Raw genomic sequence first — 21569 nt, 5'->3', positions numbered from 1 at the left:
GGGCCCGGGCGGTGGCCCGTCGGTTCGCGGGACTCGTCCCGGGTTTCGGCCCCGGGCCGGGAGCGGGCCGGCCGTGTGGCGGTCGACCGCGAAGCGGCCGGAGCCTGCCCGGCGACCCGGCGACCCGGCGACCCGGCGACCCGGTGGCCCGGTGGCCCGGCGGCCCGGCCGGGTGGGGGTTCTTCCCGGGGCTGGCCCCGGGGCCGGCAATCCGGTGGCTGGTTCTGGCCCGTTCTCCGGGAGCCGTCCCCACCCCGTCCGGGGGCTGCTCACCCCGGCCCGGGGCGAGGGCTACGCGTCGCGGTGGCGGAGGACGTACCAGGCGCCGAGGAGGGCGGCGGCCACCCAGGCGAGCATGATCAGTAGGCCGGTCCAGGGGCCGTAGGGCCAGTCGCCGCTGTCCACCACCGCCAGCACGCGGGAACCCGCCTGGTCCGGCAGGTAGTCGCCGATGCGTTCCGTCGCCGGCACGTTGGCCAGGATGCTGGAGATCATGAAGAAGAACGGGATCTGCACCCCGAACGACAGCAGCGGGCTGCGCAGCATCCAGGTGACGCCCATCGCGAAGAGCGCGATCAGCCCCAGATAGAGGCCGGCGCCCAGCACCGCACGCAGCACGCCGGGCGCGCCCAGGTCCGTGCGGTGTTCGCCCAGCATCGCCTGGCCGAGCAGAAAGGTGGCGAAGCTGGTGACCATGCCGACCGCCAGAGCCAGGGCCGTCGCCACCGCGACCTTCGCGGTGAGGAGTTGGCCGCGGATCGGCACCGCCGAGAGGGAGGCGCGGATCATCCCCGTGCTGTACTCGTTGGACACCACCAGGATGCCGAAGGCGATCATCGCCAGCTGGCCGATCGTAAGGCCGGCGAAGCTGGTCAGGGTGGGGTCGAAGGTGAGCCGCTCCTCGCGGGAGAGATCGTCGAAACCGTGTCGGATCAGCGCGCTGATCAGCATGCCGAAGCCCACCGTCACCACCAGGACGCTGGCCAGCGTCCATCCGGTGGAGCGCACCGTGCGGATCTTGGTCCACTCGGAGTTGAGCACCTGGGTGGCATGGGACATGGCTCAGCTCTCCGTCCCGCCCGCGCCACGGGCCTGGTATTCGACGGACTCCCGGGTCAGCCGCATGAACGCTTCCTCCAACGACGCCCGGTGATGGGACAGTTCGTGCAGTACCAGACGGCGTTCGGCGGCGCGCTCGCCGATGGTCGCGGTGTGGTCGCCGGAGACCTCAAGAGCACCGGCGGTACCTTCCGTGCTCTCGGTGGCGTCCAGGCCCGCCTCGGCCAACAGGTCGCGCAGCCCCTCTGTTTCGGGGGACCGCACCCGGGTAAAGGAGCGGGCGTTCTCCTCGATAAACCGTGCCATCGAGGTGTCCGCCAACAGCTCGCCCTGGCCGATCACGATCAAATGATCAGCGGTCAGGGCCATTTCGCTCATCAAATGGCTGGATACAAACACCGTGCGGCCGTCGGCGGCCAGTCTTCGCATGAGATTGCGGACCCAGTGAATGCCCTCGGGGTCAAGACCGTTCACCGGCTCGTCGAAGATCAGAATGCGTGGGTCGCCCAACAAAGCGCTGGCGATGCCGAGGCGTTGGCCCATCCCCAGGGAGAATCCCCGGGGCCGCTTGGTGGCCACTTCGCCCAGACCGACCAGATCCAGCACGGCGCCGATCCGGCGGGCCGGAATGCCGTTGCTCTGCGCCAGACACTGCAGATGGTGGTAGGCGGTGCGGCCCGGATGGACCGCCCTGGCCTCCAGCAGCGCGCCGATCACCGTCAGCGGCTCGGTCAGCCGGGCGTAGGGGCGGCCTTCCACGCGGGCCTCGCCCGAGGTCGGACGGTCCAGGCCGAGGATCATCCGCATGGTGGTGGACTTGCCCGCGCCGTTCGGGCCGAGGAAGCCGGTGACCTGGCCCGGTCGGATCACACAGCTGAGGTCGCGCACCGCCGTCCTCGGGCCGTACCGCTTGGTCAACCCCGCCAGCTCGATCATGTTCCCGACGCTAGGACGCGAAAGGGCCCGCCGCCTGTTCAGGCGGCGGGCCCCGGCCCATTGGAGTGACCCGGTCGCGGCGACCAGGGACGATTCAGTGGGACTGCTGCGCGGGCACGCCCTTGCTGAGACCGTCGTCGCCGTCGTCGGTGTCCAGCGTGGCCGCGGCCACCTGGGCGCCGGTCAGCGTGGCCAGCATCTCGCGGACGTTGGTCAGCTGGGCGTTGATGCTGTCCCTGCGGTTGGTCAGCGCGGCCAGCTCACGCTCGGACTCGCTGCGGATCCGGTCGGCCTTGGCGTTGGCGTCGGCCACGATGTCCTCGGCCTGCCGCTGCGCCGTCTCCACCGTCTGGCGGGCCCGACGCTCGGCGTCCGTGCGCAGCTTCTCGGCTTCGAGACGCAGCTGCTCGGCGCGGTGCTCGATCTCCGCCAGCCGCTTCTCCGCCTTGGCCTGGCGGGACGCCAGATCCCGCTCGGACTGCTCGCGGCGCTTGGCCAGGTTGGTCTCGAAGTCCGCGGCCGCCTGCGCGGCCTTGGCCCGGGTGTCCTCGAAGAGGGCGTCGGCCTGCTCGCGCTTGGCCGCCGCGTCCTTCTCGGCGTCGGCACGGGTGGACGCGGCGTCGCCCTGGGCCTTCTCGACGATCCGGGCGCCGTCCTCCTCGGCCTTCGCCTTGCGCTCGGCCGCGTACGCCTCGGCGTCGTTGCGCACCTGCTGGGCCGCGCCCTCGGCCAGCTCCCGGTGCTGCTCGGCGGACCTGCGCGCTTCCTCACGCAGGTCCTTCGCCTCTTCTTCCGCGAGACGCAGGATCTTCTCGACGCGGGCACCAAGACCGGCGTAGGACGGCTCGGCATCGGTGATCTGGGCCTGGGCGTTCTGCGTTTCGAGGTGCAGCTCCTCGATCCGCTTCTCCAGGGAGGTGATCCGGGCCAGCGCACCGTCGCGATCCGCGACGAGCTTGGAGATGCGGTCGTCCACCTGCCCGCGGTCGTAGCCACGCCGAACTAGCTCGAAGCCGAATGGGGAAGAGGAAGTGTCGCTCATGGGGTTCCTGTCGATTCAGACGGGTGAGTGAGTAGGGGATCGGGGCTTGGCGTTCTGCGCTTCGAGGTGTGGCTCCTAAGCATGTGAATCAGCCTTCGATTCGGACGGGGTCCATGCCCTCGGAGGCTTCATCCTAGGGGGCGAGTCGGCGTGTCTTCGAGCGGATCTCATTACTCTGTGGAGAATGTTCGCCGCTTCCGCTCAAACGTGTGGCTAGCCGCCAGAGCGTTTGCCGCCGGTGCGAGTTGAGCCGGCGCCGGCGCCCGCGGTGACGGAGCCCGGCTGGCCCTTCGGCGGCTTCCCCGCCCCCGCGGGTTTGGGCGCCTCGAACGACTCCAGGGCCTCCAACACGTCCTGCACACGCGAGATCTCGGCGTTGATGTCCTCCCGCCTGCGCGACAGTTGGTCCAACTCCCGCTGGCCCTCCTCCACGGTGCGCTTGGCCTCCCGCTCGGCCTGTACCCGCGCCTCCCGCGCCTCGGCCAGCGTCGCCGTGCGCTGCAACTCCGTCTCCTTGAGCAGCGTCTCCGCCTTCCGCACCGCGGCGACCCGGATCTTGCTCGCCTCGGAGTTGGCCTCGGCCAACAACTTCTCGGCGGCCTCACGGGCCTCCACGCGCTGCTCCTCGGCCGCCCGCATCAGCTTGTCGACGCGCTCGCCCGCCGCCCTGGCCTGCTCGGCGGACTCCCGCCGCGCCCGGTCGTGCAGTTCCTCCACCTCGCCCTCGATCCGCCGGCGCAGCTCCTCGGCGCGCTCCCGGATCGCGGCGGCGTCCCGACGGGCCTCGTCCAGCAGGGTGTTGGCGTCCTTCCTCGACCGCTCCACCAACTCGCTGCCCGAGACCTTGGCCGACTCCAACAGCCGCGCCGACTCCCCGCGCGCGGCGGCCACCATGCCGTCCGCGTGCTCCTCGGCCTGGGCCGTGACCTTCCGCGCCTCGTCCCTGGCCTTCGCCACCAACGCGTCGGCCTGCGCGGCCGCCTCGGTGCGCCGGCGCGCGGCGTCGGCCAGCGCGCGCTCCCGCAGCGCCTCGATCTCGGCCCTGACCCGCTCGGCCTCGGCGGCGGCCCCGCTCCTGGTGGACTCGGCCTCCTCGATGGCCTCCCGGACGGTCCGCTCGGCCAGCGCGGCGGCGGCCTCCTTCTCCTCCGCCGACTCCCGCAGCACCCGCGCGGCGGCCCGCTCGGCCTCCTCGCGGTGCGTGGCGATCTCCGCCTCGGCCTCCTCGCGCAGCCCGGCGACCGAGTCCCGCACCTGCTGGGCCTTGTGCTCGGCGGCCGAGACCAGCGTCTCCGCGCGGCGCTCCGCCTCGTCGAGCCGGGTCCGCGCCGAGGCCAGCAACTCCTCGCTCTGCTCGTGCGCCTGGGCCCGCTCCCGGTGCGCCTCGTCCCTGGCCTCGGCCAGGAAGCTGTCGCCCTTGGCGCGCAGCCGCGCCGCCTCCTCCTGCGCGGCGCCCAACGCCTCGGCGGCCTCGCCGGCGGTGCGCTCGGCCGCCGAGGCGGCGTCGGCGCGCACCCGGTCGGCCGCCGAGGCGGCCTCCTCGCGCAGCCGGTCGGCCTCGGTCAGCGCCTCGCCGCGCAGCCGGACGGCCAGCTCCTCGGCCTCGGCGCGCGCCCGCGCCGCGTCGGCGGCGGCCTCCTGGCGCAGCGTGTCGGCGGACTGCTCGGACTGCTCGGTGAGCGTCCTGATCCGCTCGGCGGCCTCGGCGCGCACCTGCTCGGCGGCCTCGTGCGCCTCGGCGCGCAGCCGTTCCGCCTCGGCCCTGGCCTGCGTCAGCTCGGCCTCGGCCGCCGTCAGACGCTGGCCGGCCTCCTCGCGCAGCCGCGTCAACTCGGCGCTGGCGGCCTCGCGTTCGGCGCGGCCCGCCTCCTTGGCCTCCTCGCGCAGCCGGGCCGCGGCCTCCTTGGCCTCGCCCAGGACCCGCTCGGCGTGCTCGGCGGCCTCCGCGCGCAGTCGCTCGGCCTCGCCGGCCGCCCGCTTCAGCGCCTGCTCGGCCTGGTTGCGCAGGGTGGTGGCGCGCTCGATGGCCTCGGTGCGGACGCGTTCGCTCTCCGCCGTGGCCGCCGAACGGGTCTCCTCGGCGTCGGACTTGGCCTGCGCCAGCAGCTCCTCGGCGGAGGCGGCGGCCTGCTCGATCTGCGAGACGGTCTCCCGGCGGGCCTCCGTCCTGATCCGCTCGCCCTCCTCGACCGCCTCGGCGCGCAGTTGCTCGGCCTCGCCGCGCAGTCGGCGTGCCTCCTCCTGCAGTTCGACGGTCTTGGCGCGGTACTCCTCGGTGTCGTCCTGGGCGGCGCCCCGCAGTTGTTCGGCCGTCTCGTGCGCCTCGGCGCGCAGCCGGTCGGCCTCCGCCTCGGCCTCGGCGCGGAGCCGTTCGGCCTCCTCGGTGGCGGCCCTGGTGGTCGACTTCGCCTCGGCCGACGCCTTGTTGAGCACCTCCTCGGCGGTGCGCGCGGCCTCGGCGAGCTGCGCCGCGTACTCCTCGGCCGAGCGGGACCTGGCCTCCTCGCCGGCCTCGGCGGCGATCTGCTCGGCCCGCGCCCTGGCCTCGTCCAGCGCGTTCTGCGCCTCGGTCCTGCGGCGCTCGGCGTCGGCGGTGGCCTCGCTGACCATCCGCGCGACCTCGGCCTTGGCGGTCGCGGTGCGCTGCTCGTACTCCGACTCGGCGTCGGAACGGCGCCGTTCGGCCTCCTCCTCGGCCTCCCGGCGCAGCCGTTCGGCCTCCTCGCGGGCCGACCGCAGCGCGCTCTCCGCCTCGCCGGCCCGCTCCTCCGCCTTGCGGACCAGCGCGGCGGCCTCCCGTCGACCGCTCTCCGTCTCCTGGGCGGTGGTGCTGCGCAGCCGCTCGGCGTGCTCGGTGGCCTCCTCGGCCTGGCTGGAGGCGGCGGACAGCATCCGCTCGGCGTCGGTGCGGGCCCGGCGCAGCAGCTCCTCGGCCTCGGCCCTGGCGGCCTCGGCGTCGATCGCCAGCCGCTGCCGCGCCTCGTCGGTGAGCCGGGCCGCCTCGGCCCTGGCCTGGCTGACGGTGCGCTCGGCCTCGGCCCTGGTCTCCTCGATCAGGCGCCTGGCCTGGGACTCGCTGCGCGCCCGCAGCTGCTCGGCCCAGGCGACGTTCTCGTTGACATGGGCCTCGACGGTGGAACGCCGCTGCGCCAGCTCCTCGTCCAGCCGCTGCCGGCGGCCGACGGCCTCGGCGTGCAGCTCGGCCTCCATCCGGGACCGCTGCTCCGACTGTTCCTGGAGCACGCGCTGGCTCCGGGCGCGCGCCTCGCGCAGCTCGCGCTCGGCGTCGGCGCGGAGTTGGTCGGCCTGGTGCTGGGCGGAGCGCAGCAACTGCTCGGCATGCGAGGACGGATCGCCGTAGACCGGGCGCACGGCGAGCATCCTGCGAACCTCGTGCAGTTTGGCGCGCAGCACCTCGACCTGGTAGCCGAGGTCGTCGGCGTGGTCGACCGCCTTGTCCCGCTCCTTCTTCAGCCGCTCCATCTCGGCTTCGAATCGCGAGAGGTGGTCGTCAGCCTGGTAGGCGTCGTAGCCCCGCACCCTGCGGTCCCATCTGTCCCCTGGTCGTGGTCAAGCTGATCCGGTCGTCGGCTCATCGGCCGAACACGGGACGAGGAAAAGCCCCCAAAGCCCCGGCTGGGCCACTCTACCGGCCGGGGCGGCTGGCGTCAGTGGGCGTCCGGGTCCTCTGTGCTTCCCACGGTTCCCACGGTTCCCACGGTGTCGGGGTTTCCGGGGTTTCCGTCGGTACCGGCCGCGGTCACCAACTCGGTGAGCACGCCATGGCAGTCCTTCGGGTGCAGGAACGTGATGCGGGAGTCCATCGAGCCGCGCCTGGGCTGTTCGTAGAGGACCCGCACGCCCTTGTCCCTGATGGCCTCGGAGTCGCCGTCCACGTCGGCCGTGCCGAACGCGATGTGGTGCACACCCTCGCCGTTCTTCGCCATCCACTTGCCGACGGGGGAGTCCTCCCTGATCGGCTGGAGCAGCTGGAGCCAGGAGGCGCCGCCGTCGTCGGTGCCGTTGATCCGGATCATGGCCTCGCGGACGCCCTGCTCCTCGTTGACCTCGGAGTGGTGTACTTCGAAGCCGTAGGTGGCCCGGTAGAACTCGACGGTGGCGTCGAGATCGAAGCAGGCGATCCCGATGTGATCGATGCGCGTCAACATGCCCCAAGTCCACCGGCATTGGGGGTGCGAGCGCAACGTGCGCACGGTCACAGGTACGCACCGATGACCGGTCGACGGGGCCTGGGTAGATTGATGTGAACAGTCGTTTACTAGCCTGGTCGCCCGGCCGCTGTTCCGACCCGGCGCCGGTCGTTCCCCTCGCGAGGAGTGCATGATGACGGTTTCCCCAGCACGCCGTTCGGTGATCGTCGCGGGGGCGCGCACCCCGATGGGCCGGCTGCTCGGCTCGCTGGCCCCGCTGACCGGCGCCGAGCTGGGCGCGCTGGCGATCAGGGCCGCGCTGGAGCGGGCCGGGATCACCGGCGAGCAGGCGCAGTACGTGATCATGGGCCAGGTGCTCACCGCCGGCGCCGGCCAGATCCCCGCCCGCCAGGCCGCCGTCGGCGCCGGCATCCCGATGACGGTGCCGGCGCTCACGATCAACAAGGTCTGTCTCTCCGGGCTCGACGCCATCGCCCTGGCCGACCAGCTGATCAGGGCAGGCGAGTTCGACGTGGTGGTGGCCGGCGGCCAGGAGTCCATGAGCAACGCGCCCCATCTGCTGCCCAGCGGCCGGCGCGGCGTCAAGTACGGCGCGGTGCAGATGCTGGACGCGATGGCGCACGACGGGCTGACCGACCCGTTCGAGGGCATCGCCATGGGCGAGTCCACGGAGAAGCACAACACGCGGCTTGGCATCACCAGGGCCGAACAGGACGCGGTCGCCGCCGCCTCCCACCAGCGGGCGGCCGAGGCGCGGAAGAACGGCGTCTTCGACGCGGAGATCACCCCGGTGACGCTCCCCACCCGCAAGGGCGACCCGCTGGTCGTCGAGGCGGACGAGGGCATCCGTCCCGACACCACGGAGGAGACCCTGGCCCGGCTGCGGCCCGCCTTCGGCGGCGCCGGCGAGGGCACCATCACGGCGGGCTCGTCCTCGCAGATCTCGGACGGCGCGGCCGCCGTGGTGGTCATGGAGCGCTCCCGCGCCGAGGCGCTCGGCCTCGACTGGCTGGTCGAGATTGGCGCCCACGGCAATGTCGCCGGCCCGGACAACTCCCTCCAGTCGCAGCCGTCCCGCGCCATCCAGCACGCGTTGGGGAAGGCGGGACTGACGGTCGACGATCTTGATGTGATCGAGATCAACGAGGCGTTCGCCGCCGTCGTCGTGCAGTCAATGAAGGACCTTGGCGTTTCCCACGAACGAGTGAACCCAAATGGTGGCGCCATCGCGCTCGGCCACCCCATCGGCATGTCGGGGGCCCGGCTGGCGCTGCATCTCGCGCACGAGCTGCGCCGCCGGGGCGGCGGCACCGGGGCCGCCGCGCTCTGCGGCGGGGGCGGCCAGGGCGACGCCCTGCTGCTGAGCGCGCCGCGTGGCTGAGGGGCGGCCGGCCGGGGACGTTCCGGCGCTGCTGGCGGCGGCCAGGCGCGGCGAGCCCAGGGCGGTGGCCAGGCTGATCTCCCTGGTGGAGAACGCCTCGCCCCGACTGCGGGAGATCATGGCCGAGTTGGCCCCGCACGCCGGCCGGGCCCGGGTGATCGGGCTGACCGGATCGCCCGGCGTGGGCAAGTCCACCTGCACCTCGGCGCTGGTCGCCGCCTACCGCCGGGCCGGCCTGCGGGTCGGGGTGCTGGCCGTCGACCCCTCGTCGCCGTTCTCCGGCGGCGCCCTGCTGGGCGACCGGGTCCGGATGAACGAGCACGCGCTGGACCCCGGCGTCTATGTCCGGTCCATGGCCACCAGGGGCCAGCTGGGCGGGCTGGCCTGGGCGGCCCCCCAGGCGGTCAGGGTGCTGGACGCCGCCGGCTGCGACGTCATCCTGATCGAGACGGTCGGCGTCGGCCAGTCCGAGGTCGATATCGCCGCCCAGGCGGACACCACGGTGGTGCTGTTGGCCCCCGGGATGGGGGACGGGGTGCAGGCCGCCAAGGCCGGCATCCTGGAGGTCGGCGATGTCTTCGTCGTCAACAAGGCCGACCGGGACGGCGCCGGCACCACAGTCCGCGAGCTGCAGCACATGCTCGGCCTGGGCGCCCCGCGCGCCCCCGGCGACTGGCGGCCCGCCATCCTGCGCACGGTCGCTGCGCGCGGCGAGGGGGTGGACGAGCTGGTGGCCGCGTTGGAGAAGCACGCCGCCTGGCAGCACGAGCACGGCGCGATCGTCGAACGCCGCCGTCGCCGGGCCGCCCGCGAGATCGAGACCATCGCGCTGACCGCCCTCAGGGCCCGCATGGACGCCATCCGCGGCGACCACCATCTCGCGGCCCTGGCCGCCCGCGTCCAGTCCGGCGAACTCGACCCCTACGGCGCGGCCGACCTCCTCGTCGAGGAGCTGTCGACCCCCGAATGACTGCCGCCCACCCGCCCCGAGAAGGGGGACGGGTGGGCGGGAGCGCCCCGGCGGGGCCGGGCGTCAGGCGTCGTCGTGGTCGTCGTCCCGACCGTTGTCGTCATCCCGGTCGTCGTCCCGGTGGTCGTCGTCATCGTCGTCGTCGCGTTCCGACTCCTGGGCGACGATCTCGCCGCTCTGCAGGCTGATCTCGATCTCGTACTCGGTGCCGTCCTCGCCGCGCAGTTCCAGCTCCCAGCGGCCGTCGTCCACATCCGCCTCGCGGAGCTGCGCCCCGGTGTGGGCCTCGGCGATCGCGACGGCCGCCAGGGCGTCCGTGCTGGTCTCGGCGGCCAGCAGGCTGCGCGCGTCCGCGAGGTCGTCGTCGTCATCGTCGTCGTCCGACCGGCCCTCGCGGCTGGCCAGGATCTCCGTGCCGTCCTCGCTGACCAGCACCCGGTGCCAGCGCTCGCCCTCGCCGTAGATCTCGATCTCCCAGCCGCGCGGGTCGTCGTCGTCCCGCTCCAGGTCGATCTCGGTGACCACTCCCGGCGCCTCGGCCAGCGCGGTCACCACGGCGCGCTGCGCCGCCGAGTCCTCGTCCTGCACCAGAGGCGTATCGGCGCTCTCGTCGTCCCGGTCGTCGTCGCCCGCGCCGGCCGCCGTCCCCCCGTCGCGGAGCGAGACGCTGGTGCCGCTGAGCGCCGCCGACTCCGTCCTCGCCTTGTCGTCACCGCCCGCGCCGAGCGCGACGCCCGCCAGCGTGCCACCGGCGATCACGGCGCCCGCTGCCGCCATCGCGACGATCATGTTGCGCTTCATGAGGTCCTCCCCGAGCTTCGTTCGATGGTTGGTCTCGATGCCAACGGGTCACACCGTGTCGCATCCTTGCTGAAGCCGAGCTGAAGGCACCTGAAGACTTCTTCAGCATTCGTTTGCCAAGCTGGGCGCGTGCGCGTGTTGATAGTCGAGGACGAGAAGCGGCTGGCGAGATCGCTGGCCCAGGGGCTGCGGGCCGAGGGCTTCGCCGTCGACGTGGTGCATACCGGCACCGACGGGTTGCATCAGGCCACCGAGGGCTCCTACGACCTCATTGTGCTGGACATCATGCTGCCCGGCATGAACGGCTACCGGGTCTGTGCCGCGCTGCGCGCCGCCGGGGACGAGACGCCGATCCTGATGCTCACCGCCAAGGACGGCGAGTACGACGAGGCGGAGGGCCTTGACACCGGCGCCGACGACTATCTGACCAAGCCGTTCTCCTATGTGGTGCTGGTCGCCCGGGTGCGCGCGCTGCTGCGCCGGCGCGGGCGGGGCGCGGCGCCCGAGCTGAGGGTCGGCGATCTGGTGGTCGACCGGTCCACCCGGCGGGTGACCAGGGGGGAACGTGAGATCCCGTTGACCGCCAAGGAGTTCACCGTGCTGGAGCGGCTGGCCGGCCGGGCCGGCGAGGTGGTGTCCAAGGCGGAGATCCTGGAGCACGGGTGGGACTTCGCCTACCAGGGCGATCCCAATATCGTCGAGGTCTATGTCAGCGCGCTGCGCCGCAAGTTGGGCCCCGGGCTGATCGTCACCGTGCGCGGCGCCGGCTACCGGCTGGAGGCCGGCGGTGGTCGGCGTGCTGGGTAGCGTCCGGGCGCGGGCCACGCTGGGCGCCACGGCCGTGGTCGCGGTGGCGCTGGTGGCGGCCGGCCTGCTGCTGCTGTGGCTGCTGCGGAGCAATCTGGAGGAGCAGGTCGATCTCCAGGCCGAGGTCACGGGGCGTGATGTGGCGGCCCAGCTGGCCACCGGCCGGCCGCCGGACGAGCTGGATCTCGACGACGGCAACCCGGTCCAGGTGGTGGACCGCGAGGGGTTGGTCCACCAGGTCAGCGACGGTCTTGAGGAGATCACCGGCACCGGCGTCGCCCGGGTCACCCCCGACGCCCCGCCACGCGGCTCCACCGAACAGGACGAACGCCGCGCCGACGACGGTGATGACGACGGCGACGATGACGATGACGACGACCCGGGGGACGTCGACGAGACCCGTGACGACGAGGGGCTGCCAGGACCCGGCGAGCTGGACGACGAGATCGGCACGGTCACCGGCAGCGCGGTGATCGACGGCGAGGCCGGCGAGTACCGCTTCGCCGTGGTCGAGGTGAACACCCCCTGGGACGAGGATCTGATCGTCTACGCCGGCGCCCCGCTCGATATCGAACGGGCCGCGATCGACAGCGTGCGGACCTCGATGCTGGTGGGGGTGCCGGCGCTGCTGGCCGTGGTGGCGGGCGTCACCTGGCTGGTCACCCGCCGCGCGCTGCGCCCGGTGGAGGGCATCCGCCGGGGCATGGCCGAGATCACCCGCTCCGAGGACCTTTCCCGGCGGGTGCCGGAGCCGACCGCGCGGGACGAGGTGGGCCGGCTGGCCAGGACCACCAACGAGACCCTGGCCGCGTTGGAGTCCTCCGTCGAGCGGCAGCGCCGCTTTGTCGCGGACGCCTCGCACGAGCTGCGCAGCCCCATCGCCTCGCTCCGTACCCAGCTGGAGGTGGGCGCCGCGCATCCCGAGCTGTTGGATGTGCCGGGCGCCGTGCAGGACACCGTGCGGCTGCAGGTGCTCGCCGCCGATCTGCTGCTGCTGGCGCGGCTGGACGCGGGGGAGCGGCCGCTGGCCGGTTCGGTGCGACTGGCGCGGCTGGTGCGGGCGGAGGTGGACGAACGGCACGGGGACCGCCATCCGGTGGCGATCGACGAGTTGGCCGATGTCACGGTGCGCGGTTCGCGCGGACAGCTCGCGCGGGTGCTGGGCAACCTGCTGGACAACGGGCAGCGGCACGCGGCCGGCCGGGTGCGGGTCTTGCTGCGGGAGGCCGCCGGCTGGGCCGAGTTGGCGGTCGCCGACGACGGCGACGGGGTGCCGGAGGCGGACCGCGAGCGGATCTTCGAGCGCTTTGTCCGGCTGGACGACGCCCGCAGCCGGGACGACGGCGGGGCCGGCCTCGGCCTGGCCATCGCCAGGGACGTGGCGCTCCGCCATGGCGGCACCCTGGAGGTCGGCCGGGCCCCGGAGGGCGGCGCCCTCTTCACGCTCCGCCTCCCGATCGCCCCGGACGAGAACGATCCGCGGGCCGCGCCCCGCGGCATCGCCTAGCCTAGGGTTTGCCGCGCCGCTGGTGCAGATGGTCGGCGACCGGGCGCAGCGCGCGGTCCAGGGCGGCCAGGTCGTCGGCGGCCAGCAGGTCCACGAAATGGCGGCGGACCGAGGCCACATGGTGCGGGGCCACCTCGCGCATGGTGTCCCAGCCGTGCTCGGTGAGGACGGCGAACAGCCCCCGCTTGTCCGAGTCGCAGTGCTCCCGGCGCACGAGCCCGGCCTTCTCCATCCGGGTGACCTGGTGCGACAGCCGGCTCTTGGACTGGAGGGTGGCGGCGGCCAGATCGCTCATCCGCATCCGGCGGCCGTCGGACTCGGAGAGGTTGACGAGTATCTCGTAGTCGTTCATGGTCAGCCCGAAAGGCTGAAGATCCCGCTCCAACTGGTGGACCAGCAGCCTGGTGACTTCCAGATGGGTCCGCCAGGCCCGCTGTTCCTCTTCGGTGAGCCAGCGGGTGCCAGTGTCGGTGTCCATGGGACCGAACCCTAACGAACGGCACGGACCCCCCGACATTGATCGTTCCCGGGGCTGCCACAATGACGATGCTTGTGCATCCGTTCACATGCGCCGGCTCCCCTGTTCGTCCCTGTTCACCCCTGTTTGTAGTTTCGCAAGCTTTCGAGAGAGCGCGTTCCATGGACCTCAAGACCGTCACCGCCCTGCGCCGCCTGCGTCTGGTGTCCGCGCCGGAAGCGGTGTCCTTCCTCCTGCTGCTGGTCTGCTCGGTGCTCAAGCGCACCACGGACTTCAACGCCGTGCCCGTGCTGGGTGCCGTGCACGGCGCGCTGTTCGTCATCTATCTGCTGTTCTGGGCCGACGCCTGGAACCGCGCCAAGTGGCCGCTGAAGACGGCCGCCTGGTACTTCCTGATGTCCGTGGTGCCGGTCGGCGGCTTCTTCGCCGAGCGGCGGCTGCGCCGTTCCGAGGGTGACGCCGTGATCGCCGCCCGGGCCCGCAAGGAGGGCGTCGTCAACGCCTGACCCAGGCGTCTCCCCGGGGTGCTCCGCGCACCCCGGGTCGCTCGCTCGGACCGCTCCGGTTCGACAGAGCCCACTTTCTGACGTGACGTTGATATGTCGGCTTTGGGTTTCTGTTCCGATCCGGAGGACTTCGTGTGGCTTGAGCGGTATGAGTACGAGAGATTCAGCCGCCTCGCGGGCCCGCTCACCGAGCCGGGCCCGGCGTACCGGGTGGCGTACCGCGGCCTGATCACGCGCGAGCCGCACCGCAGACGAGCCACCCTGCTGATGACGCTGGCGCCGACGCTCTCCCTGGTGCTGCTGCTGTGGCTCGTCTGGCCCAGCCACTGGACGGAGCGCAGCCACGCGCCGCTCTGGCTGCTGGTCGCCGACGCCGTGATGCTCGGGTGCATCGCCCTGATCGAGCTGTTCCGGCTGATCAACGTGGTCTCGGTGGCGCATGCCACGCTGGTCGCCCGGGACCCCGTCCCGGTGTTCCCCGAGACGGGCACCCGGGTCGCCTTCCTCACCACCTATGTCCCCGGCAAGGAACCGCTCGCCATGGTGCGGGCCACCCTGGAGGGCGCCACCCGGCTGCGGCACGTCGGCCCGTTGGACATCTGGCTGCTGGACGAGGGCGACAGCGAGGACGCGCGCGAGATGTGCGCCGAACTCGATGTGCACCACTTCAGCCGCCGTGGCGTCGCCCACTGGAACCAGGAGAGCGGACCGCACCGGGCGAGGACCAAGCACGGCAACTACAACGCCTGGCTCGACGCGCACGGCGAGGACTACGACATCTTCGCCTCCGTGGACACCGACCATGTCCCGCTGCCCGGCTATCTGGAGCGGATGCTCGGCTACTTCCGCGACCCCGACGTGGCGTTCGTCGTCGGCCCGCAGGTGTACGGCAACTACGACGGGCCGGTCACCAAGGCGGCGGAGAGCCAGCAGTTCCTCTTCCACGCGCTGATCCAGCGGGCCGGCAACCGCTACGGCTCCCCGATGTTCGTGGGCACCAACAACGCGGTGCGGATCTCGGCGCTGCGGTCCATCGGCGGGCTGCGCGACTCCGTCACCGAGGACATGGCCACCGGCTTCGAGCTGCACCGTACCGTCAACCCGGAGACCGGCAACCGTTGGCGGTCCGTCTACACCCCCGACGTGCTGGCCGTCGGCGAGGGGCCCTCGTCCTGGACGGACTTCTTCACCCAGCAGCTGCGCTGGTCGCGCGGGACCTACGAGACGCTGCTGCGCCAGTACGGCCGGGGTGGCGCCCCGCACCGGCCCGGGACCCTGCTCAACTACTCGCTGATGCTGGCCTTCTACCCGATGGCCGCGATCACCTGGACGCTGGGCGTCCTGGGCTGTGTGCTCTATCTGGTCCTCGGCGCCTCGGGCACGCAGGTCTCGTCCTCCGTCTGGCTGATGCTCTACAGCGATGTGGCCGCGCTCCAGATCGGCCTCTACGTGTGGAACCGCAGGCACAATGTCTCGCCGCACGAGCCGGCCGGCTCCTCCGGCACCGCCGGGATGCTGATGTCCGCGCTCTCCGCGCCGATCTACGCGCGCTCACTGGCGGACACGCTGCTGTGCCGGAAGTCGACCTTTGTGGTCACGCCCAAGGGCGGCGCCGCCAGCCCCGACCAGCCGGCGACTTTCCGCTGGCATCTGGGCTGGGCCGCGCTGCTGACCGTGGCCCTGCTGGTCTCGATGGCGCTGGGCCACACCCACGCGGCCATGCGCACCTGGGCGGTGATCGCCCTGGCCGTCTCGCTGGCACCCCCCGCCATCTGGGCCTGGAGCAGCCGCGACCAGCGCCGACGCGCCGTGGGCCGACACCGCGCCCAGGGCCAGTGGGCCCGCCTCGGCACGGTGCGCCGACCGGCCCTGCTGCCCGCCGAGCCGCCGACCGACCACGATCGCCCGACCGAACCAGGCGGTGAGCGACCGCCGCGACGTCCCGTGGGAGCCGACCTATGAGCCACGCACGACGCACCCGATACCGCCCCAGCCCCCGCCTGCGGAAGCTCGCCCTGGGCAGTGGCGTCTCCCTGCTGCTGGTGGGCCTGAACGCGCCGGCCGCGGTGAGCTTCGCCCAGGAGCGGCTGCACGAGTACCGGATATCCAGGCCCGCGTACCAGGCGCGGTACGGCTCCTGGGAGGTGGTCGACGTCCCCGAGGAGTTCCGCACCAACGCCATCCACGCGGCCCTGCTGCACACCGGCAAGGTGCTGCTGATCGCTGGCTCCGGCAACAACGAGGACCAGTTCGACGCCGGCACCTTCGACAGCGTCCTGTGGGACCCGGAGGAGAACACCTTCACCACGGTGCGGACGCCGGACGACCTGTTCTGCGCCGGGCACGCCCAGCTCCCCGACGGCCGGATGCTGGTGGCCGGCGGCACCGCGCGCTACGAGGTGCTGGGGGACGCCGTCACCCACGCCGGTGGCGCGATGCTGATCAAGAACGAGGACCCGGACCAGAAGCGCGAGTTCCCCGAGGGCACCCGACTGCGCGCCCCCGACGGCCAGCTCTACGAGACCGTGGCGACGGTCACCGTCCCGCCGGCCGAGAAGAAGGAGACGGAGCCGGCCACCGAGGGGGAGGCCGCGGACGAGGGGGACGACGGGGAGGAAGCGGCCGAGCCCGAGATCGAGATCACCGCGAGCGAGGTGCGGGTCTTCGTCACCGCGGTGGAGGAGGGCGAGCAGGGCGTGGCCACCGAGCCGGCCCAGTACGAGATCCTCGGCCTGACCGGCGACGACGCCCGCAACTTCTATGGTCTGGCCAACCAACTCACCCTGGAGGACCAGGACTTCCAGGGCATCGACGTGGCCTACGAGTTCGATCCGGTGGCCGAGCGCTATGTCCCGGTCGACCCGATGGCCGAGGCCCGCTGGTACCCGACGCTGACCACACTGCCCGACGGCCGGGTGCTCACCGTCTCCGGACTCGACGAGGTCGGCGAGGTGGTGCCGGGCGTCAACGAGATCTACGACCCGAAGACCAAGACCTGGTCCGAGGGCCCCGAACGGTACTTCCCGACCTATCCGGCGCTCTTCCTCACCCAGGGCGGCAAGATCTTCTACACCGGCTCCAACGCCGGCTACGGCCCCGCGGACGAGGGCCGGACGCCGGGCCTGTGGGATCTGGAGGAGAACACCTTCGAGGAGATCGGCGGCATCTCCGATCCCGACCAGCTGGAGACGTCCGCGTCCCTGCTGCTGCCGCCGGCGCAGGACCAGCGGTTCATGGTGCTGGGCGGGGGCGGCGTGGGCGAGTCCGAGAAGTCGACCGAGCGGACCGCGATCGTCGACCTGACCGAGCGGGACCCCACCTACCGCGAGGGCCCGAGCCTGCCGCAGGGCACCCGCTATCTCAGCAGCGTGCTGATGCCCGACGACACCGTTTTCACCTCGGGCGGTTCGACGGACTACCGGGGGCGCGGCCACAGCGACGTGCTCAAGGCGCAGTTCTACGATCCGGCCGGCGACGCGTTCGTGCCGGCGGCCGATCCCACCGTGGGGCGGAACTACCACTCGGAGGCGCTGCTGCTGCCCGACGGCCGGGTGGCGACGTTCGGCTCCGACCCGCTCTACGGGGACCGGGACAACACCAGGATGGGCGAGTTCGAGAAGCGGATCGAGGTGTTCACCCCGCCCTATCTCTTCGACGGGCGCGAGGAGACCAGGCCGGTGCTGGGCAAGGGGCCGGAGGAGGTCGGGTACGGCGAGGAGATCGGCTACGAGACGGAGGACGCCGGCCGGATCGAGAACGCCCGGCTGATGCGCCCCAGCGCGGTCACCCACACCACCGACGTGGAGCAGCGGTCCATCCAGCTCGATCTGGAACGCGGCGACGGCGAGATCACGTTGACGGTGCCCGAGGACCCGTCCCTGGTGCCGCCCGGCTGGTACATGGTCTTCGTCACCGACGAGAGCGGCACCCCGTCCGAGGCCAGCTGGGTGCGGGTCGGGGACTGAACGGGCGGCGGCCGAGCCTCAGTCCGTGGCGCGCTCCGCCAGCCCCAGCGCGTACTCCGGCCACCACTCGCCGGCCACCGGGCCGCCCCGGCACTCGCCGTCCGACTCGCCGGGCCGCTTGATCCACAGATAGGCGTCCGCCAGCGGGTCGTCCGTCCGGGTGGTGGGCGGGGTGCCGAGGGCCCGGTCCGGCGGGTTGCACCAGCTCTCGTCGCCGCCCTCCTCCCAGGGGCCGTCGCCGTTGCGGCTGGTGTCGACGACGAAGTGCGCGCCGTCCAGCAGCCCGGACAGTTCGCGGCCGTACTCGGTGCTGCGTTCGAGCGACTGGAAGTTGGACACGTTCAACGCGAAGCCGTCCGCCTCGGCGATCCCGGAGTCGCGCAGCGCCTGCGCCAGCCGCCCCGGGTCGGTGATCCAGTCCGGGTTGCCGGCGTCGACATAGACCCGGGTGCCCGGCTGGCGCTTGAGCCGTTCGACCGACTCGGCGAGCAGCCCGTACCGGTCCTGCACGTACATCGGCGCCGTGCAGCCGTCCAGGGTGTGCGCCACCGCGTCGGGTTCCAGCACCACCAGGGCCTCCGCCTCGCCGATGCCGGCGGCGAACGCGTCGATCCACCGCCGGTAGGCGTCGTCGCTCTCCGCGCCGCCCTGGGAGTATTGGCCGCAGTCGCGGTGCGGGATGTTGTAGGCGACCAGCACGGCGGTGCGGCCCTCGGCGGTGGCGGCCTCGGCGACCGCGCGCACCTGTCCGCCCGGATCACCCTCCCCGGTGGGCCAGACGGCCTGCGGCCGGTCCGCGATCCGGCGCAGCGTCTGCGCGTCCTCGGCCCGCCCCGACTCCTCCCAGTCCCGCACCTGCCGGGCCGCCGGGCTCTCCGGATCGACCCAGAACTCCGACGACTCCTCGGCCAGCGGGGTGCTGCGCCCCTCGGCGCCCGAGCCGGGAGGATCCTCGCCGCCGCCGGACGAGCAGCCGAGCGCCAGCAGGGTGAGCGTCAGGGAGGACAGGACCAGGGCGACCGTGGGCCGGCGGGCAGGCCGGCGGAGCGTCACGAGGAGGGGGCCGGGCATGAGCGTCATGGTGCCACGGGCGGAACGCTCCGTCGGTGCGGCATGACGGAGAGTGTCCGTTCGGGGGTGGCGGCCGGGACCTCGTCCCGGTTCCGGTTGGGGTCACCGGAACGGCCGTACCGGCGCGCGGGCCAGCGGGTAGGGTCGCAGGCGTGTCGAAGTCGCTCAGCCTCCCGTTCGATCCCATCGCCCGCGCCGACGATCTGTGGAAGCGACGCTGGGGTTCCGTCCCCTCCATGGCCGCGATCACCTCGATCATGCGGGCGCACCAGATCCTGCTGGCCGAGGTCGACGCGGTGGTGAAGCCGTACGGGCTGACGTTCGCCCGGTACGAGGCGCTGGTGCTGCTCACCTTCAGCCGGGCCGGCGAGCTGCCGATGTCCAAGATCGGCGAGCGGCTGATGGTGCATCCGACCTCGGTCACCAACGCCGTGGACCGGCTGGTCCGTTCGGGCCTTGTGGTCAAGCGGCCCAATCCCAACGACGGGCGCGGCACGCTGGCCTCGATCACCGAGCGGGGGCGCGAGGTCTGCGACGCGGCGACGCGGGATCTGATGGCCGCGGACTTCGGGCTCGGCGTGTACGACGAGGGGCAGTGTCAGGACATCTTCGAGCTGCTTCGCCCGCTGCGGCTGGCCGCCAGGGACTTCGAGGACCCGGGCGAAGAACGACCGGAATGACCCGATAGGCTCGCCGGCATGAAGCGGAGTGTGCTCACCCGGTACCGGGTCATGGCCTATGTCACCGCGGTGATGCTGCTGGTCCTCGGTACCTGCATGGTCTTCAAGTACGGCTTCGACACCGGCGACGATGTGACGTTCGTGGTGTCCCAGCTGCACGGCCTGCTGTACATCATCTATCTGGTCTTCGCCTTCGACCTGGGGCAGAAGGCCCGCTGGCCGTTCGGCAGGCTGCTGTGGGTGCTGGTCGCCGGCAGCATCCCGTTCGCCGCGTTCTTCGTCGAGCCCAGGGTCACGGCCGAGGTCGAGGCGCTGGTCGAGGACGAGGACTCCGAGGAGCCGGTCAGCGCCTGAGGGCGTCCGCCCGGGGCCCGTTCCCGGTGTTCCGGTGAGGAGTTCCCGCTCTTCGTTCGACATATAGTTGGACGTCCAAGTAAATTGGTCGCATGGACGCTGACGCCATCACCGCGGGCCGCCGACGCTGGCAGGCCCGGTACGACGCGGCCCACACCAGGGACGCCGATTTCAGCACGCTCTCCGGAGACCCCGTCGAGCCCGTCTACGGCCCCGAACCGGGGGACAGCTACGCCGGCTTCGAACGCATCGGCTGGCCGGGGGAGTTCCCCTTCACCCGGGGCCTCTACCCCACCGGATACCGGGGCCGCGCCTGGACCATCCGCCAGTTCGCCGGCTTCGGCAACGCCGAGCAGACCAACGAGCGCTACCGCACCATCCTGCGCAACGGCGGCGGCGGCCTCTCCGTCGCCTTCGACATGCCGACCCTGATGGGACGGGACTCCGACGACCCGCGGGCCCTCGGCGAGGTGGGCCACTGCGGCGTCGCCATCGACTCGGCCGCCGACATGGAGGTCCTGTTCCGCGACATCCCGCTGGGCGAGGTCACCACGTCGATGACCATCAGCGGCCCGGCGGTGCCGGTCTTCTGCATGTACCTGGTGGCCGCCGAACGGCAGGGCGTGCCGGCCGAGGTGCTCAACGGCACGCTGCAGACGGACATCTTCAAGGAGTACATCGCGCAGAAGGAGTGGCTCTTCCCGCCGGAGCCCCATCTGCGGCTGATCGGCGACCTGATGGAGTTCTGCGCCGCGCGCATCCCGGCCTACAAGCCGCTCTCCGTCTCCGGCTACCACATCAGGGAGGCCGGGGCCACGGCCGCCCAGGAGCTGGCCTACACGCTGGCCGACGGCTTCGGCTATGTGGAGCTGGGGCTGAGCCGGGGGATGGACGTCGACACCTTCGCGCCCGGGCTCTCGTTCTTCTTCGACGCGCATATCGACTTCTTCGAGGAGATCGCCAAGTTCCGCGCGGCCCGGCGGATCTGGGCCCGCTGGATGCGGGACGTCTACGGCGCCACCAGCGAGCGCGCCCAGTGGCTGCGTTTCCACACCCAGACCGCCGGGGTCTCGCTCACCGCGCAGCAGCCGTACAACAACGTGGTGCGCACCGCCGTGGAGGCGCTGTCCGCGATCCTCGCCGGCACCAACTCGCTGCACACCAACGCGTTGGACGAGACGCTGGCGCTGCCCAGCGAGCGCGCCGCCGAGATCGCGCTGCGCACCCAGCAGGTGCTGATGGAGGAGACGGGCATCACCTCGGTCGCCGATCCGCTGGGCGGCTCCTGGTACGTCGAGCGGCTGACCGACCGGATCGAGCGGGACGCCGAGCGGATCTTCGCCGAGATCGCCGAACGGGGCCGCCGCGTCCTGGCCACCTCGGGACAGGCCGAGCACCCCATCGGGCCGATGACCTCGGGGCTGCTCAGCGGGATCGAGGACGGCTGGTTCACCGGCCAGATCGCGGAGTCCGCCTTCCGGTACCAGCAGTCCCTGGAGAAGGGGGAGAAGCGGGTGGTGGGGGTCAACTGCCACACCGCGTCCGTCACCGACGAGTTGGAGATCCTGCGGGTCAGCCACGAGGTGGAGCGCGACCAGGTGCGCGAGCTGGGGCGGCGCAGGGCCGCGCGGGACGGCGCGGCCGTGGAGCGGGCGCTGGCCGAGCTGGTCGCCGCGGCCAGGGGCGGGGGCGACACCATCGCGCCGATGCTGGCCGCCGTCCGCGCCGAGGCGACACTTGGCGAGATCTGCGGAGTGCTGCGCGACGAGTGGGGAAGCTATGTGGAGCCGCCCGGCTTCTGAGCGTGGCGGGACCGCGTTCCGGAACGATTCCCCGAGGG

18 protein-coding genes are annotated in these 21569 nt (G+C 72.2%); 10 read left to right on the top strand and 8 right to left on the bottom strand.

Features of this window, described 5'->3' with window-relative positions; all coding sequences use genetic code 11:
* Positions 1 to 291: 291 nt before the first annotated feature.
* The 5 genes from AOM46_RS17225 to mce form a co-directional block, all read right to left on the bottom strand.
* Complete coding sequence (locus AOM46_RS17225; RefSeq protein WP_062212386.1) at positions 292 to 1059, bottom strand: ABC transporter permease; 768 nt, start codon at positions 1057 to 1059, stop codon at positions 292 to 294.
* A gap of 3 nt (positions 1060 to 1062) precedes the next feature.
* On the bottom strand, positions 1063 to 1995 hold the full coding sequence (locus AOM46_RS17220; protein ID WP_062212384.1) for an ABC transporter ATP-binding protein: 933 nt from the start codon (positions 1993 to 1995) through the stop codon (positions 1063 to 1065).
* A 94-nt stretch (positions 1996 to 2089) separates the two neighbouring features.
* Positions 2090 to 3037: a hypothetical protein gene (locus AOM46_RS17215; RefSeq protein WP_062212380.1), complete on the bottom strand. Its 948-nt coding sequence runs from the start codon at positions 3035 to 3037 to the stop codon at positions 2090 to 2092.
* Positions 3038 to 3250: 213 nt separating this feature from the next.
* A complete protein-coding gene (locus tag AOM46_RS17210) occupies positions 3251 to 6577 on the bottom strand; it encodes a hypothetical protein (protein ID WP_062212377.1) in 3327 nt (1108 codons plus the stop codon).
* Between the two features lie 128 nt (positions 6578 to 6705).
* Complete coding sequence (gene mce / locus AOM46_RS17205; protein ID WP_062212374.1) at positions 6706 to 7206, bottom strand: methylmalonyl-CoA epimerase; 501 nt, start codon at positions 7204 to 7206, stop codon at positions 6706 to 6708.
* A gap of 202 nt (positions 7207 to 7408) precedes the next feature.
* Between mce and AOM46_RS17200 the strand changes: the two genes are divergently transcribed.
* Positions 7409 to 8590, top strand: coding sequence for an acetyl-CoA C-acetyltransferase (locus AOM46_RS17200; protein WP_062212371.1), 1182 nt, complete (start codon positions 7409 to 7411; stop codon positions 8588 to 8590).
* A complete protein-coding gene (gene meaB, locus AOM46_RS17195; protein ID WP_062212368.1) occupies positions 8583 to 9560 on the top strand; it encodes a methylmalonyl Co-A mutase-associated GTPase MeaB in 978 nt (325 codons plus the stop codon). The genes AOM46_RS17200 and meaB overlap by 8 nt, the downstream gene beginning before the upstream one ends.
* A 63-nt stretch (positions 9561 to 9623) precedes the next feature.
* Here meaB and AOM46_RS17190 read toward each other — a convergent pair whose 3' ends face one another.
* The gene (locus AOM46_RS17190; protein ID WP_062212366.1) at positions 9624 to 10361 is read right to left on the bottom strand and encodes a PepSY domain-containing protein; all 738 of its coding nucleotides are present in this window, start codon (positions 10359 to 10361) and stop codon (positions 9624 to 9626) included.
* A gap of 129 nt (positions 10362 to 10490) precedes the next feature.
* Here AOM46_RS17190 and AOM46_RS17185 point away from each other — a divergent pair, with 129 nt between their 5' ends.
* Both AOM46_RS17185 and AOM46_RS17180 read left to right on the top strand, forming a co-directional pair.
* The gene (locus AOM46_RS17185; protein WP_062212364.1) at positions 10491 to 11168 is read left to right on the top strand and encodes a response regulator transcription factor; all 678 of its coding nucleotides are present in this window, start codon (positions 10491 to 10493) and stop codon (positions 11166 to 11168) included.
* Positions 11161 to 12675 carry a cell wall metabolism sensor histidine kinase WalK gene (locus tag AOM46_RS17180; RefSeq protein WP_062212826.1) on the top strand — a complete coding sequence of 505 codons (1515 nt, stop codon included), beginning with the start codon at positions 11161 to 11163 and terminating at the stop codon, positions 12673 to 12675. The genes AOM46_RS17185 and AOM46_RS17180 overlap by 8 nt, the downstream gene beginning before the upstream one ends.
* Before the next feature lies 1 nt (position 12676).
* Here the strand turns inward: AOM46_RS17180 and AOM46_RS17175 are convergent, their stop codons facing one another.
* Positions 12677 to 13153 (bottom strand): MarR family winged helix-turn-helix transcriptional regulator, encoded by a 477-nt coding sequence (locus AOM46_RS17175; RefSeq protein WP_062212362.1) that lies wholly within the window; start codon positions 13151 to 13153, stop codon positions 12677 to 12679.
* Positions 13154 to 13314: 161 nt separating this feature from the next.
* Between AOM46_RS17175 and AOM46_RS17170 the strand changes: the two genes are divergently transcribed.
* From AOM46_RS17170 to AOM46_RS17160, 3 genes are all read left to right on the top strand, one after another.
* Positions 13315 to 13659 carry a DUF3817 domain-containing protein gene (locus AOM46_RS17170; RefSeq protein WP_062212359.1) on the top strand — a complete coding sequence of 115 codons (345 nt, stop codon included), beginning with the start codon at positions 13315 to 13317 and terminating at the stop codon, positions 13657 to 13659.
* 93 nt (positions 13660 to 13752) lie between these two features.
* Complete coding sequence (locus AOM46_RS17165; protein ID WP_078856904.1) at positions 13753 to 15621, top strand: glycosyltransferase family 2 protein; 1869 nt, start codon at positions 13753 to 13755, stop codon at positions 15619 to 15621.
* Complete coding sequence (locus tag AOM46_RS17160) at positions 15618 to 17624, top strand: kelch motif-containing protein (protein ID WP_062212356.1); 2007 nt, start codon at positions 15618 to 15620, stop codon at positions 17622 to 17624. The genes AOM46_RS17165 and AOM46_RS17160 overlap by 4 nt, the downstream gene beginning before the upstream one ends.
* 18 nt (positions 17625 to 17642) lie before the next feature.
* On the opposite strand, the gene AOM46_RS17155 is transcribed toward AOM46_RS17160, so the two are convergent.
* Entirely contained in the window at positions 17643 to 18695 is a 1053-nt protein-coding gene (locus tag AOM46_RS17155) for a glycoside hydrolase family 6 protein (protein WP_078856930.1), read from the bottom strand.
* A 152-nt stretch (positions 18696 to 18847) separates the two neighbouring features.
* Between AOM46_RS17155 and AOM46_RS17150 the strand changes: the two genes are divergently transcribed.
* From AOM46_RS17150 to AOM46_RS17140, 3 genes are all read left to right on the top strand, one after another.
* Positions 18848 to 19375 (top strand): MarR family winged helix-turn-helix transcriptional regulator, encoded by a 528-nt coding sequence (locus AOM46_RS17150; RefSeq protein WP_062212352.1) that lies wholly within the window; start codon positions 18848 to 18850, stop codon positions 19373 to 19375.
* A gap of 18 nt (positions 19376 to 19393) precedes the next feature.
* The gene (locus AOM46_RS17145; protein ID WP_062212349.1) at positions 19394 to 19729 is read left to right on the top strand and encodes a DUF3817 domain-containing protein; all 336 of its coding nucleotides are present in this window, start codon (positions 19394 to 19396) and stop codon (positions 19727 to 19729) included.
* Between the two features lie 92 nt (positions 19730 to 19821).
* Positions 19822 to 21531: a methylmalonyl-CoA mutase gene (locus AOM46_RS17140; RefSeq protein WP_062212346.1), complete on the top strand. Its 1710-nt coding sequence runs from the start codon at positions 19822 to 19824 to the stop codon at positions 21529 to 21531.
* Positions 21532 to 21569: the final 38 nt, after the last annotated feature.

Origin of the sequence: Streptomyces sp. NBRC 109706 (assembly GCF_000974485.1) — a bacterium.
Taxonomy (GTDB): domain Bacteria; phylum Actinomycetota; class Actinomycetes; order Streptomycetales; family Streptomycetaceae; genus Streptomyces.
This window is presented reverse-complemented; position numbering and strand designations above follow the sequence as displayed.

Excerpts from the sequence above, each read along its gene's own strand:
- AOM46_RS17225 (WP_062212386.1), bottom strand. The coding sequence starts at position 1,059 with ATGTCCCATGCCACCCAGGTGCTCAACTCCGAGTGGACCAAGATCCGC.
- AOM46_RS17175 (WP_062212362.1), bottom strand. The coding sequence starts at position 13,153 with ATGGACACCGACACTGGCACCCGCTGGCTCACCGAAGAGGAACAGCGG.
- AOM46_RS17215 (WP_062212380.1), bottom strand. The coding sequence starts at position 3,037 with ATGAGCGACACTTCCTCTTCCCCATTCGGCTTCGAGCTAGTTCGGCGT.
- AOM46_RS17155 (WP_078856930.1), bottom strand. The coding sequence starts at position 18,695 with ATGCCCGGCCCCCTCCTCGTGACGCTCCGCCGGCCTGCCCGCCGGCCC.
- AOM46_RS17165 (WP_078856904.1), top strand. The coding sequence starts at position 13,753 with ATGTCGGCTTTGGGTTTCTGTTCCGATCCGGAGGACTTCGTGTGGCTT.
- AOM46_RS17160 (WP_062212356.1), top strand. The coding sequence starts at position 15,618 with ATGAGCCACGCACGACGCACCCGATACCGCCCCAGCCCCCGCCTGCGG.
- AOM46_RS17190 (WP_062212366.1), bottom strand. The coding sequence starts at position 10,361 with ATGAAGCGCAACATGATCGTCGCGATGGCGGCAGCGGGCGCCGTGATC.
- AOM46_RS17145 (WP_062212349.1), top strand. The coding sequence starts at position 19,394 with ATGAAGCGGAGTGTGCTCACCCGGTACCGGGTCATGGCCTATGTCACC.
- AOM46_RS17220 (WP_062212384.1), bottom strand. The coding sequence starts at position 1,995 with ATGATCGAGCTGGCGGGGTTGACCAAGCGGTACGGCCCGAGGACGGCG.
- mce (WP_062212374.1), bottom strand. The coding sequence starts at position 7,206 with ATGTTGACGCGCATCGATCACATCGGGATCGCCTGCTTCGATCTCGAC.
- AOM46_RS17140 (WP_062212346.1), top strand. The coding sequence starts at position 19,822 with ATGGACGCTGACGCCATCACCGCGGGCCGCCGACGCTGGCAGGCCCGG.
- AOM46_RS17170 (WP_062212359.1), top strand. The coding sequence starts at position 13,315 with ATGGACCTCAAGACCGTCACCGCCCTGCGCCGCCTGCGTCTGGTGTCC.